This window comes from Dialister sp. (genome assembly GCF_036343215.1).
Classification (GTDB): domain Bacteria; phylum Bacillota; class Negativicutes; order Veillonellales; family Dialisteraceae; genus Dialister.
In genome coordinates this window covers 12,950-25,921 of record NZ_JAZASU010000001.1, presented here as the reverse complement: position 1 = coordinate 25,921, position 12,972 = coordinate 12,950, and the positions used below count along the sequence as shown (strand labels likewise).

The 12,972-nt window shown below is 44.2% G+C and carries 15 protein-coding genes and 1 other annotated feature; of the genes, 1 reads left to right on the top strand and 14 read right to left on the bottom strand.

What is annotated here, in order from left to right; translation table 11 throughout:
* Positions 1–15: 15 nt before the first annotated feature.
* Genes cobM through VZT47_RS00100 form a run of 5 tightly spaced genes read right to left on the bottom strand, consistent with a single transcriptional unit; the run spans position 16 to position 3,605 of the window.
* Positions 16–792 (bottom strand): precorrin-4 C(11)-methyltransferase, encoded by a 777-nt coding sequence (gene cobM, locus VZT47_RS00120; RefSeq protein WP_330222953.1) that lies wholly within the window; start codon positions 790–792, stop codon positions 16–18.
* The gene (gene cbiT, locus VZT47_RS00115) at positions 792–1,376 is read right to left on the bottom strand and encodes a precorrin-6Y C5,15-methyltransferase (decarboxylating) subunit CbiT (protein WP_330222952.1); all 585 of its coding nucleotides are present in this window, start codon (positions 1,374–1,376) and stop codon (positions 792–794) included. The genes cobM and cbiT overlap by 1 nt, the downstream gene beginning before the upstream one ends.
* 1 nt (position 1,377) lies before the next feature.
* Entirely contained in the window at positions 1,378–2,004 is a 627-nt protein-coding gene (cbiE, locus tag VZT47_RS00110) for a precorrin-6y C5,15-methyltransferase (decarboxylating) subunit CbiE (RefSeq protein ID WP_330222951.1), read from the bottom strand.
* Positions 1,989–3,104, bottom strand: coding sequence for a cobalt-precorrin-5B (C(1))-methyltransferase CbiD (gene cbiD / locus VZT47_RS00105; protein ID WP_330222950.1), 1,116 nt, complete (start codon positions 3,102–3,104; stop codon positions 1,989–1,991). Before cbiD ends, cbiE begins: the two co-directional genes overlap by 16 nt.
* Positions 3,105–3,113: 9 nt before the next feature.
* Positions 3,114–3,605 carry a YajQ family cyclic di-GMP-binding protein gene (locus VZT47_RS00100; protein ID WP_330222949.1) on the bottom strand — a complete coding sequence of 164 codons (492 nt, stop codon included), beginning with the start codon at positions 3,603–3,605 and terminating at the stop codon, positions 3,114–3,116.
* A gap of 316 nt (positions 3,606–3,921) precedes the next feature.
* Between VZT47_RS00100 and fba the strand changes: the two genes are divergently transcribed.
* Positions 3,922–4,854, top strand: a complete 933-nt coding sequence (fba, locus tag VZT47_RS00095) for a class II fructose-1,6-bisphosphate aldolase (RefSeq protein ID WP_330222948.1) — start codon at positions 3,922–3,924, stop codon at positions 4,852–4,854.
* Between the two features lie 135 nt (positions 4,855–4,989).
* On the opposite strand, the gene rplT is transcribed toward fba, so the two are convergent.
* From rplT to VZT47_RS00050, 9 genes are all read right to left on the bottom strand, one after another.
* On the bottom strand, positions 4,990–5,340 hold the full coding sequence (gene rplT / locus VZT47_RS00090) for a 50S ribosomal protein L20 (RefSeq protein WP_330222947.1): 351 nt from the start codon (positions 5,338–5,340) through the stop codon (positions 4,990–4,992).
* A gap of 18 nt (positions 5,341–5,358) precedes the next feature.
* Complete coding sequence (gene rpmI, locus VZT47_RS00085; RefSeq protein ID WP_008858952.1) at positions 5,359–5,556, bottom strand: 50S ribosomal protein L35; 198 nt, start codon at positions 5,554–5,556, stop codon at positions 5,359–5,361.
* A 15-nt stretch (positions 5,557–5,571) separates the two neighbouring features.
* Positions 5,572–6,153, bottom strand: a complete 582-nt coding sequence (infC, locus tag VZT47_RS00080; protein ID WP_330222946.1) for a translation initiation factor IF-3 — start codon at positions 6,151–6,153, stop codon at positions 5,572–5,574.
* A 91-nt stretch (positions 6,154–6,244) separates the two neighbouring features.
* Positions 6,245–6,679 (bottom strand): HutP family protein, encoded by a 435-nt coding sequence (locus VZT47_RS00075; protein WP_330222945.1) that lies wholly within the window; start codon positions 6,677–6,679, stop codon positions 6,245–6,247.
* A 1-nt stretch (position 6,680) separates the two neighbouring features.
* The gene (thrS, locus tag VZT47_RS00070) at positions 6,681–8,588 is read right to left on the bottom strand and encodes a threonine--tRNA ligase (protein WP_330222944.1); all 1,908 of its coding nucleotides are present in this window, start codon (positions 8,586–8,588) and stop codon (positions 6,681–6,683) included.
* Between the two features lie 85 nt (positions 8,589–8,673).
* Positions 8,674–8,877 (bottom strand) — a binding site (T-box leader).
* A gap of 148 nt (positions 8,878–9,025) precedes the next feature.
* On the bottom strand, positions 9,026–9,547 hold the full coding sequence (locus VZT47_RS00065; RefSeq protein ID WP_330222943.1) for a hypothetical protein: 522 nt from the start codon (positions 9,545–9,547) through the stop codon (positions 9,026–9,028).
* A 104-nt stretch (positions 9,548–9,651) separates the two neighbouring features.
* Positions 9,652–10,344: an amino acid ABC transporter permease gene (locus tag VZT47_RS00060; protein WP_330222942.1), complete on the bottom strand. Its 693-nt coding sequence runs from the start codon at positions 10,342–10,344 to the stop codon at positions 9,652–9,654.
* Positions 10,345–10,359: 15 nt separating this feature from the next.
* Complete coding sequence (locus tag VZT47_RS00055; RefSeq protein ID WP_330223151.1) at positions 10,360–11,091, bottom strand: amino acid ABC transporter ATP-binding protein; 732 nt, start codon at positions 11,089–11,091, stop codon at positions 10,360–10,362.
* Positions 11,092–11,242: 151 nt separating this feature from the next.
* Positions 11,243–12,892, bottom strand: coding sequence for a phospho-sugar mutase (locus VZT47_RS00050; RefSeq protein WP_330222941.1), 1,650 nt, complete (start codon positions 12,890–12,892; stop codon positions 11,243–11,245).
* Between the last annotated feature and the right edge of the window lie 80 nt (positions 12,893–12,972).

The window sequence follows — 12,972 nt, the reverse complement described above, 5'->3', positions numbered from 1 at the left end:
AAATAATGGCATATTTCATTGTTCATCAGTCCCTTTACGGAACATAGTAGTAAATTTGCTGTCGTAAAGCTTTGATAAATCATAATCAGTATCCAGCACTTTACCAACGACGATCATAGCCTGGCGAACTACGCCTGCTTTGTGAAGAATATCGGCTATTGTATCAATGGTACCGCGGAAAATTCTCTGATCCGGCCATGTCGCCCGCGCAACGATAGCCACGGGAGTATCACCAGGGTAGCCGCCCTCTTTAAGAGTAGCCATGACTTTCTCAATCGCATGAACAGAAAGGAAAATGCACATGGTTGCTTGATGAGCTGCCAGCAGAGATAGTTTTTCCTTCGGCGGAACCGGAGTACGCCCTTCCATTCTTGTGATGATCACTGTCTGAGAAATACTCGGAAGTGTATATTCCTGTTTAAGGGCAGCTGCCGTCGCAAGGAAGGAGCTGACACCGGGAACAACCTCAAAATCTGCTTCAGGAATTCCGGCCGCCCGAAGTCCATCCATTTGTTCCTGAATGGCACCATAAATAGCAGGATCTCCCGTATGCACACGGGCCACTATTTTCCCTGCTTTCAGGGCTTCAATTTCGACCGCCAGCACTTCATCCAGATTCATGGTAGCACTATTATAAATTTCAGCATTTTCTTTGCCAAACTTTAATACTTCCGGATTAACAAGAGAGCCGGCATAAATAATGACATCTGCCTCGCTGATCAGTCTTTTCCCTTTAAGTGTAATCAGCTCCGGATCTCCCGGTCCTGCACCAATAAAATAAAGCTTTCCCATTATAAATCCTCCTCAATTTTTTCTGCAGTAAAGATAAAGACAGGGCTTAAAGGATTATACAGGTGATAACGTCCCAACTTCCTAAGCCTGTTGATCTGCATTTGGAACCCATCCAATCGGAAAGGCCGGCCATCGAATTCCCTGACAATTTCCCCGGTCGTCTCTGCGGTTACGGCAGTTAGAATAATACGCCCGCCCTTTTTAAGCAGGTCTTCGCACCGATTCAGAATCTCATGCATATTCCCACTGGAGCCGCCGATAATGATCACATCCAAAGGCGGCAGTTCATCCATAGCTCCCGGTGCTGAGCCGGTAATGGTATGAATATTCCCACAGCCGAATTTTTCTGCATTTTCCCTGATCAGCTGAATTCCTTCCGGATTTCTTTCAATAGAATACACTTCTCCATGAGAAGCAGCAAGTGCCGCCTCAATGGAAATGGACCCTGTACCTGCACCGATGTCGGCGACGATATCATCAGGCCTGATTTTTGCTTTTACCATAACCATGGCCCGGATTTCGGCTTTTGTCATCGGTACCTTTCCCCGAATAAACTCCTCATCTTGAATACCAAAATTGTACATCTTAGCCTATCACCACCATTACTGATTCACCAAACCCCTCTAAACCGGTCATCTCGGCCAGAGTAGATTCATATACATGCTGATTCTCATAAGAAATATGTTCGCAGGCAGCAGCTTTGGTATCCTGGGGCCATCCCTGCTTTATGAGATAATCCGCTATAAAAGAGGGATTATGTTCATAATCCGTAAGGAAAGCCAGCTTTTTACCTGACTGATAAGCCGTGTCCCGTTCATCCGGGATTCGGCCGTGGAAGGAAAGCCAGGCAGCCCCCTGCCAGGGCTCACCTATGAGACAGAATGCAGCCTGAACCGAGGAAATTCCGGGAATAACTTCCACAGGACAGAAACTGAATTTTTTCTTCAGCCAGGGAAGAAGACTGTAAAAGCCGGGATCCCCACTGACCATGACGACTACATCATCTTTTATAATTGCTTTTTCAAGCCATTCGGCCAAAAGCGTGAGTTTTCCTGTAATCGGATAAGTCTCCTGCCCCTCATGCGCATAATCGGAAAGAGCCCGGCGGCCGCCAACCAGGTAATGGGCCTGTTCAATCGCTTTTAACGCTTTGGGAAGGATGAAATCCCTGCTTCCCGGCCCAATACCGGCCACAATTATTTTATGATCCATTTATTTTCTTCCAAAATCTCCTTTGCATGGCTGCTCATAGCCTGGATAGAACCATCCATGCCGGCAAAAATAATACCGACCTTCGATTTTCCAAAAATGTACCGTTCTGAACGAACCTGTGCCCGTTCTGCCATCTGTCCATAAATCATGTCCAGATTCTCGCGATGAACGATAATAGCCGCCCCATCAGTGGTATTGCAATCCATGATTTCTCTAACCACTGCAGGAGATGCACCGTTCATAGCAGCATAAGCCGCCATGGTCTCCATCCGGCCATCACTGTTTCTGTTATAAGTATGGAAACTCCCGGAAGCGACTTTGACAAGTTTACCCATATGACCAACAAGAAGCATTCTGTCAAATCCGCGAGCAATACATTGTTCCATCATGAAGCCGATATAGTTACTGGTCTCAATAATCGCCCCTTCCGGTATTCCCATAATTTTTGCCGCATTTTCACCGATGCGGCCCGGACAAAGGACAGCAGTCCGATACCCTGATGCCCAAACCACGGGAACCTGGGGAGCCAAAGAGCGTTTATAAGCATCTTCGCTCATGGGTTTTACAATACCTGTCGTTCCAAGGACAGAAATCCCACCTTTTACACCTATGGCAGGATTCAGAGTCTGTTTAGCCAGTTCTTCGCCTTTGGGTATACTGACTGTAACTATAAGACCTCTTTCTCTTCCTACGAGTTCTTCATAAACATAACGGAGCATAATCTGAGGCCCGGGATTAATAGCTGGCTTCCCAATCGGGACCTGAAGTCCGGGACGGGTAACGATGCCAACCCCTTTTCCTGCTTTTAATTCCATGCCCGGTTTATCGGAAAGCTCTACAGTTACAATAATCGGAGTACCATTGGTACAATCCAAATCATCGCCTGCATCCTTAAGGCATGTGGCAGATCCCCTGTTTCCCTCCGCAGCAGCAGATTCCACGGGAATAATAAGTTCCTGACGCTGGGGGGATAGCACGGTAACCTGATGCGGGAATTCTCCTTTCAACGCGAGAATGGCGGCCTTCATTGCGCCAGCCGCTGTAGCCCCGGTCGTGTGTCCTTCCCGGAGAACTTTCCCTATCATTTCTTCTGGTTTCATGAATATCCTTTATCTGTAATTGACAAACTGAAGCTCTACATTTAAATCCTGCTGCTTCAGGAATGCAATGCAAGCCTGTAAATCATCTTTATCTTTTCCGCTGACCCGGACTTCATCCCCGTTAATTTTGGCGGAAACTTTGATTTTCGAACCTTTCACCCGTTTAACGATATCCTTTGCCATTTCAGATGAAATACCATTCTGCAGTTCAAGTACCTGCCGGACTGTGCCTCCTGCAGCCGGTTCCTTTTTCTGTTCCTTAATATTTTTTAAAGAAATTCCCCGTTTTACCAGTTTCGTATTCAGGATATCCCGGACCAGTCTCAATTTGAAATCATCATCCCCTATCAGGGTTATTTTTCCATCCTCCAAAGCCACGGAACTCCTGGATCCCTTAAAATCATAACGGGTTCCTATTTCCCTGGATGCCTGGTTCACTGCATTGGCAGCTTCCTGCAGATTTGTGCGGCATACTACATCGAAAGAATAATCTTTTGCCATAGTTTCCTCCTGCTACGGTCAGAAAAATAAAATATGTAATCTCGCAATTTATTACACCATATCATTTTACCATATATAGCTGAAAATAACCGCTCTTAATTAAAATTTGAAAGAATAAGTTGAAATTCTCTACGAAAAATGAAAATGATAGACCCGCAGCATGCTGTAAATTCCCCTTTTCGGAAATTTAAAGTCCAATCTCATCAGAAAACACTATGGAAATATAAATTTTATTCAAGTATAATAAATATGAATTATGCATATTGCCAAAGCCATGCATACATAAAATAAATTTCTATGAAAGGAAGGTATGAATATGCCGCTCGTTGGAACAACTGAAATGTTTAAAAAGGCCTATGAAGGCCATTATGCTATCGGTGCTTTTAATGTCAATAACATGGAAATCATTCAGGGGATTATGGAAGCCGCAAAAGCTGAAGAATCCCCGGTCATTCTCCAGGCTTCCGAAGGAGCCAGGAAATATGCCGGGCAGGAATATATTGTAGGGCTTGTTAAAATTGCCCTTCAGGACTATCCGGAAATCCCAACCTGCCTGCACCTGGATCATGGTTCCTCTTTTGAAATCTGCAAAGCCTGCATTGATGGTGGATTTACGTCTGTCATGTATGATGGTTCCAAACATTCCTTTGAGGAAAATGTAAAAGTCACAAAACAGATTGTTGAATACGCTCATGATAAAGGCGTGGTTGTGGAAGCAGAACTTGGCCGTTTGGCGGGCGTAGAAGATATGGTCAGTGTTGACGCAAAAGATGCCATTTTTACAGACCCGGAAGAAGCTGCGGAATTTGTTGAAAAAACCGGCTGTGATTCGCTGGCCATTGCTATCGGAACGAGTCATGGCGCCTATAAATATAAAGGTGATCCCTACCTTGATTATGAAAGACTGGAAAAAGTGGGCAAACTGCTCCCGAATTATCCAATCGTACTTCATGGCGCATCGACTGTTATTCCTGAATTTGTTAAAAAGTGCAATGAATTCGGTGGAAAAATCGAAGGTTCCAAAGGTGTACCGGAAGATATGCTCAGAAAGGCAGCTACCATGGCGGTCTGCAAGATCAATATCGATACCGATATCCGTCTGGCCATGACAAGCGCTGTCCGTGAAGCACTCTGCAAAGATCCCTCCAATTTCGACCCCCGTAATTATCTGAAACCGGCAAGAGAAGCGGTCAAGCAGATGGTTATGCACAAAATTGAGGCCGTAGTAGGCTCTGCTCATACCATTTAATTTTAAAGTTAAGAAAACAGCTGCCTGGAAAACTTGATTTCCCGGACAGCTGTTTTTTGTTTCTGTAATAAACCCATGTGAACCCATTTCAGGTATAAAAAAACCGGTTCCCTTTGAGAACCGGTCTTAATTTGATTAAGCGTTCTTTGCAGCTTCGCAAATTTTGGTGAAGCCTGCCGGATCGCTGATAGCGAGTTCGGAAAGCATCTTACGGTTAACTTCAATGCCTGCCTTGGTCAAACCGGCAATCAGTCTGCTGTAAGTCAGTCCATTCTGACGAGCGGCAGCATTAATGCGGACAATCCAAAGCTTGCGGAATTCTCTCTTCTTGGATCTGCGGTCTCTTCTTGCATAGTAGAGCGCCTTCATTACCAGTTCGTTTGCTTTTCTGAACTGGGTATGACGAGCACCTCTGTAACCTTTAGCGAGTTTCAGAATTTTCTTATGTCTTGCATGAGCGGTAACGCCTGATTTTACTCTAGCCATTCTTAAAAATCCTCCTTATTAGCCGTTTGGCAGCAGTCTTGCTACGCGTTTGTAATCAGATTTGGAAACCAGTGCTGCTTTTCTGAAGTTTCTCTTTCTCTTTGGGGACTTCTTTTCAAGGATATGGCTCTTGAAGGCTTTATTTCTCTTGAACTGACCAGAACCTGTTTCAGTAAAACGCTTTGCCGCAGCGCGACGGGTTTTCATTTTCGGCATGACAATCTCTCCTTTTTATGCTTTTGGCGCAATGACCATGGTCATGTTGCGTCCTTCTAATTTCGGTGGTTTTTCGCGAACAATGGAGTCACCGAGCTCTTTTGCAAAACGATCGAGAACTTCCTGTCCCAGTTCAGGGTGGGTCATTTCTCTGCCCCGGAACATAATGGTTACCTTCACTTTGTTGCCATCACCCAGGAAACGCTGGGCATTTTTCAGTTTTACAAAGAAGTCATGATCCTCAATGTTAGGACGGAGTTTAACTTCTTTAATCTGAAATACCTTCTGTTTCTTCTTGGCTTCCTTATCACGTTTCTGCTGTTCGTATCTGTACTTGCCATAGTTCATGATACGGCATACCGGCGGGCGGCCATTAGGCGCCACCTCGACGAGATCAAGTCCTTTTTCTTCTGCTATACGAATTGCTTCGTGAAGAGTCATGATCCCCAGTTGTTCATTTGTATCGCTGACAACCCGCACTTCTCTGGCGCGAATCTGTTCATTGATACTGAGTTCCTTACCTATTCTTTTCACCTCCGAAAAAGAAACTATTGCAAGTAAAAAGCGGACAGCATACGCCGTCCGCCCCAAGTCCATACGTAAACCCTAGTAACTTTCGCCTTGTAGGGTGAGAAGCGGATGACTTCTGCTTGCAATGAATCACAGGAAATATATTACATCAAGGGCATTAATTTGTCAAGTCATTTCTTAATACTCTATGGGCCATCCCGATAGTTACTTCATTAAAATGGAGAACCCCCACTCCCACGAAAATAGCTACACAGAGATGTTCATTCCAACGGGCAATTCCGATCTTGCCCCCCACATTCATTCCAATGGCCATGAGCTTGATTTGTTCGATAGCGGATTCCATAGCGCCAAGCACAGAACCATCCCCTACATGGGTATCAGAAATAACATGCTGCCTCTGGGCAGCCACGATAGCTGATTCAAAAATTTTGGGCAGAATATCAGTAAACTTTCCCCCAAAGTTTACAGCCACAGAACGGATACCCTGAGCCGCCAGCTGGCTGCGCAGCTCATTTTCGTCCGCTCTGGTTTCTGACAGTGCCATACGAACGGCAGCCCTGGCTACATCGGCACTCTGAAACTCTCTCTGCATATTAATATTCCCTGCTCTTGATTTCGTGAATCAGGTTAGCCACAAACATCGGCAGCGGCATGGAACCCACATCGCCATCCTTACGGCTCCTGATAGCTACGGTACGGCTCTTGACTTCCTTATCGCCAACAATAATCATGTAAGGAACCTTTTCCATCTGGGCCTTGCGGATCTTGTAACCCAGGGTTTCATTGGCCTCTTCCATTTCTACACGGATATTGGATTCGGACATTGCTGATGCTACTGCTTTTGCATAATCCAGGTGCTTTTCGGTAACCGGAATAACCTTGACCTGTACCGGGGAAATCCATACCGGGAATGCTCCGCCAAAATGTTCAATCAGGATACCGATAAATCTTTCCAGAGAACCATATCCTGCACGATGAAGCATGACGGCACGGTGTTTTTCTCCATCCTCACCGATATAATTTACATCAAATCTTTCGGGCAGCTGCATATCCATCTGGATTGTGCCGCACTGCCAGGTACGTCCAAGGGAATCCTGGACATGGAAGTCCAGTTTTGGACCATAGAATGCGCCATCGCCTTCATTAATCTGATAAGGTACACCGGTCTTTTCAATAGCTTCGCGGAGAGCGTTGGTGGAAATTTCCCACAATTCATCGCTGCCCATGGAATTTTCAGGACGTGTGGAGAGTTCTACATGATAATCAAGGCCGAATACGCCGTACATCTTCTGGTACATGGACATACATTTGATGACTTCATCCTTCATCTGTTCCTGAGTCATAAAAATGTGGGCATCATCCTGGGTGAAGCAGCGTACACGGAAAAGTCCATGAAGGGCACCCTTCAGTTCATGGCGATGAACGAGACCAAATTCACCGACCCTCATCGGAAGATCACGATAGGAACGATGCTGGGTCTTGAAATAAAGGATTCCGCCGGGGCAGTTCATCGGTTTAATAGCATAATCTTCATCATCGATCTTGGTAAAATACATATTTTCTTTGTAATGATCCCAGTGACCGGACTGTACCCAGAGTTTCTTGGAAAGGATGACCGGTGTCATGATTTCCACATAACCGAATTCCTTGAACAGTTCTCTTTCATAATCCATGAGCTGGTTTCTAAGAATCATTCCCTTTGGATGGAAGAACGGGAATCCCGGACCTTCTTCATGGAAGGAGAAGAGATCCAGCTGCTTGCCAAGTTTTCTATGATCTCTCTTTTCTGCTTCGCTTCTGACGAAGAGGAAATGTTCAAGATCTTCCTTCTTGAAGAAAGCGGTAGCATAAATTCGCTGGAGCATCTGGTTATTAGAATCACCACGCCAGTAAGCGCCGGCCACGGACATGAGCTTGAATACTTTTACTTTCCCTGTAGATCTCATATGAGGTCCTGCGCAAAGATCAGTAAAATCCCCCTGTTCATAAAGGGAAATCTGTGCGTCTTCCGGAAGATCGTTGATGAGCATGACTTTATAGTCCTGACCTTTTTCCTGGAAGAATTTTAAAGCCTCATCGCGGCTGACAACTTTCTTTGTCAGCGGGATATTGGCTTTTGCAATTTTAGCCATTTCCTGTTCAATGGCAGCAAAATCATCCTGGCTGAAAACATGGTCGGATTCCAGATCATAATAGAATCCTTCGTCAATAGCCGGGCCGATAGCAAATTTCGTTCCCGGGAACAGGTGCTGAATAGCCTGGGCCATGACATGGGAAGCGGTATGTCTTAACGTAAAGAGCCCCTGCTTATCTTCTTTTGTAAAGAATTCAACAAAGCTGCCGTCAGTAACCGGGTCACGCAGATCAGTCAGCTTGCCATTGACTTCTGCCACCAGGGCATCCCTTCCAAGGCTGTTGGAAATTTCTTTAGCTGCCTCAAAAAGGGGTACAGCCTTTTCAAACTGCTTTTCCTTACCATCTTTTAACTTGATTGTAACCATGAAAATCTTCCTTTCTGAATTCTGATTTCATCAACTGCCGGGACAGTTATTTCGAAATCAATTGAATAAAAAAACTTTCGTCCCTCTAAGGGACGAAAGTTCAATTCCGCGGTTCCACCCAAATTAAAGCATCATGCTTTACTCTTTGGCCGTTAACGTCAGCCAGCCGGAAAGATTTCGATCTTTCTGCTCACAAGTGGTAACAAAACCGATGAACTATCTGCTCACACCAAATGCAGATTCTCTGAAAAGCCAGTCGGAATTATCGTGTCTTATTCATTGCATTTACGAAATTACTATATCGCCATTAACCATTTTTGTCAAGTAAAATAGAGGAAAATAGAGCAAAACCCATAAAATTATCATCGAAAATTTTTCAGCTTGCAGACACCGGAATGAATCCTGTACAAGCTGACACCGGATATAAGAGTACCGCATCAGAATCCGGTTGAATTTCTCAATTCCTGTAATGCCTCGTATAGTTCAGGGAATGGCGAATCCCTGTCCGACTCAGGAACCCATCGGAAGAAACGGTCATCCATTCTCAATTCACAGCGAGTCAGCCGCTTAATGGGACCATACTTTTCCTTTTCGAAAGCATCCGTATTAATTTCCAGTGATTTTGTATTTGTAACAAAATGTTTTTGTTTCAGCGTAAGAACAAAAGCAGCAGCATCGATAAATTTCTTTATTGAATCATCTTTCAGGCTTCCCGACGAAGTTAAAGGTATACCACTGCGCCAATCCGTTCTTTCCCAGGTCTTTTTCCCCAGATTAAAAACATAGTCGAACTGTCCTCCCCCATCGACTTTGTACCCGTCGGTGATAGAAAAACGGATGGATAAACCCTGCAAAACCTTTTCTGCTTCCGTCATTGTTAAAGCTTCATCTACTTGATTTCGATAACTGCTTTCCATGCCTGCTTCGCCAACAAGCTTATCAAAATTATAGTCTGCCATAACGACTCCTTTTTGTACAAATATTTCCGCCTCATTATACTACAAAAATGTGCTAAAAAGAAAAGCATAAAAAAAGCAGGTTGAAGCAAATTCAACCCGCTTTTTTATCTCACACTTTTGACTTTCATATGTCTTTCCAGTACACGCAGACACATGGATACAAAGAAGGTCATGATGAAATAATAAAGTGCCACAATAACAAGCGGCGGGAATGGCTGGAAACTGATTCCCTGAATAGTGGTAGCCGTATACATGAGATCAGCCATACCGATGACCGAGACCTGTGAAGATTCCTTGATCAGGGTAACGAATTCATTACCAATCACAGGAAGAATATTTCTGATAGCCTGAGGGATAATGATTCGGATCATGGATTCCCACTTGGAAAAACCAAGGGACATGGCCCCTTCGAGCTGACCTTTGGGGATGGATTGAATACCTGAACGCACGATTTCACATTCATAAGCTCCGGAATTGATGATCAGCGCCAGAACACCGGCCGAAAGTCTTTCAAAATCAACTCCCATAATCTGGAAACTGGGAAAATGGATTCCCAAAAAGGGAAGTCCAAAGAAAACCAGTGAAATCTGAACAAGTACAGGAGTCCCCCTGATGACTTCGACATAAACGGCAGCAATTGCCTGAAGTATTTTAATACCCGAAATTTTCATAAACGCCAGGACAATACCCAGAAGAAGGCCGAAAAAACAGGAAAGCACAGAAATAATAATCGTTATTTTAACACCTGCCATAAATATGGCATTATATTTGACAGCGGTATCTATGACCATGTCCATAAAAGTGTCATCTCCTTAAATATCAGCATGAAGCAGTCTCTTCAGAAACAGCTGCGTTCTTTCTTCTTTTGGATGGGTAAATATGTCTTCCGGATTTCCTTCTTCTACAATATAGCCTTTATCCATGAAAACCACATGATTGGAAACGCTATGGGCAAACTGCATTTCATGAGTGACTACGGCCATCGTCATCCCGGCAAGAGCAACTTCTTTCATAACAGTAAGCACATCTCCTACCAGTTCGGGATCCAGAGCAGAAGTAGGTTCATCAAAAAGAAGCATTTTCGGTTTCATGGCAAGTGCCCGGGCTATGGCTACGCGCTGCTGCTGCCCACCTGAAAGTTCCCCCGGATAATAGTCAGCCCGGTCTGCCAGTCCGACACGATTCAGGAGTTCCATGGCTTCCTCCCTTGCCTGGGAACGGGAAAGCTTTTTGATATGTACCGGTGCATACATGACGTTTTCAAGAGCAGTAAACATAGGGAAAAGATTGAAAGACTGGAATACCATGCCCACGTCACGCCGGAGCATTTTGACATCCGTTTTCTCATTGACCTTTTTCCCTTCAAACCAGAGTTCTCCTCCTGTAGGCTTTTCAAGCAGATTCAGGCAGCGCAGAAGTGTACTCTTACCAGAGCCGGATGGCCCGATAATGGTACATACTTCCCCGTTTTCAATCTGCATGCTGATATCCTTCAGTACTTCGACCTTTCCAAAAGATTTTTGTAAATGTTTTATTTCGTAAATGATTTTTTTATCATCTGCCACTTTATCTCACACCCTTCTATTTATTCAAAATTTTAGCATAAATATACAGTTTAGTCAACGAATCAGTGCATAAACTGTATATTTCGAAATTAAAAGCCGCACGAAGTCGTGCGGCTTTCCAAACTGCTGATTAAAGTGAAAATTCTTTTTCCCAGACAGATTTATAGGTATTGAAAAGTTTCAGTGTTTCCTCTTCGTTATTTCCTTTCAAAGAATAGTAAAATTTGATTTTCGGTTCCGTACCGCTGGGACGAATCGCCATCCAGCCACCGGAATGGAGCCGATACTTCATTACATTTTCTTTGGGAAGGTCTCCTATACCTTTTTCAAAATCGATAGTTTCTTCGATATCAGGAATAAGTTTTGAGGCATCAAGCTTTCTCAGGGATTCCATGATAACCTGAATTTTTTCCTGCCCCGTTTTCCCTTTCAGTGTATAGGATACACTCTTATCATAATAATATCCAAACCGTTTATAGAGTTCCGCAAGTACGTCTTCCAGTGTTTTTCCCTTTTCTTTGAAATAGGCAGCCATTTCACAAATCAACATGGCAGAAACAACAGCATCCTTATCCTGTGCATGGGTGCCAACCAGGTAGCCGTAACTTTCTTCATACCCCAATACGAACTCATGGGTATGATCAGCTGCCCACCGGCTGATTTTCTCACCAATATATTTAAAACCTGTCAGAGTTTCCACTACCTGAATGCGAAAACTTCTGGCGATATCCGCACCAAGTTCTCCGGTAACCACGGTCTTAACGAGAGTGGATGCCGGAGTAAGTCTGTCTTTTCTGGTAGAAAGGACAAAATATGTAAGAAGGGCCCCCATCTGGTTTCCAGTAATTAAAGTATATCCTTCTTTGTGTTTTACTGCAGCTCCAATGCGGTCGCTGTCAGGATCCGTGCCTATCACAATATCCGCATTCACCTTCCCGGCCAGTCTGATGCCCAGAGCCAAAGCCTCCTCATTTTCCGGATTTGGCGAAATAACAGTAGGAAATGTACCATCCGGTTTTTCCTGCTTTTCAACGATATGAACATCCGTGAAGCCGGCTTGTGTCAGAATATAACGGACCGGTTTATTTCCACTTCCATGAAGAGGCGTATAAACGATGGAAAGGGCCGGCGGATTTCCCTTATAGTAAGATTCTTTGAAAATTGCATCTATAAAATTCTGCACCGTCAGATGTCCAAGAAGAGTCAGAAGTTTATCATTTCCACGATCATCAATCGATGGCAGGTCAGTAATTCTTTCTACATAATCTGTCAGTACATTGGCCTTATCAGGAACAAGCTGACCGCCATCTTCGCCATAAACTTTATAGCCGTTATATTCAGCAGGATTATGACTGGCTGTAATTACGATTCCTCCAAGCGCATGGAAATGCTTTATGGAAAAAGAAAGCACCGGAATAGGTTCCAGTTCATTGAAAAGCTTCACAGGGATACCGGATGCAGTCAATACATTTGCCGCTTCTCTGGCAAATTCAGCAGAATGAAGGCGGGAATCATAAGCGATGACTACTCCCCGTTTCAATTCAGCAGGGTACAGGGCTTTCAGATAATCGGCCAATCCTCTGGATGCCTTAGCCACAGTATACCGATTCATCCGGTTTGTGCCGGCCCCCATAATGCCGCGAAGTCCTGCGGTACCGAATTCAAGATCCTTATAAAAACGGTCTTCGATTTCTTTATCATCAGAAATAGCAGAAAGTTCTTTCTTTGTGCTTTCGTCAGCCCAATTCAGCCAGTCATGATATTTTTCCAGATAATCCATGGTACACCTCTCATTTTATAGAAATATATTTTATTATAACATTTTAATGACCCCTATGGACAAGTATTTAAAAACAGGAC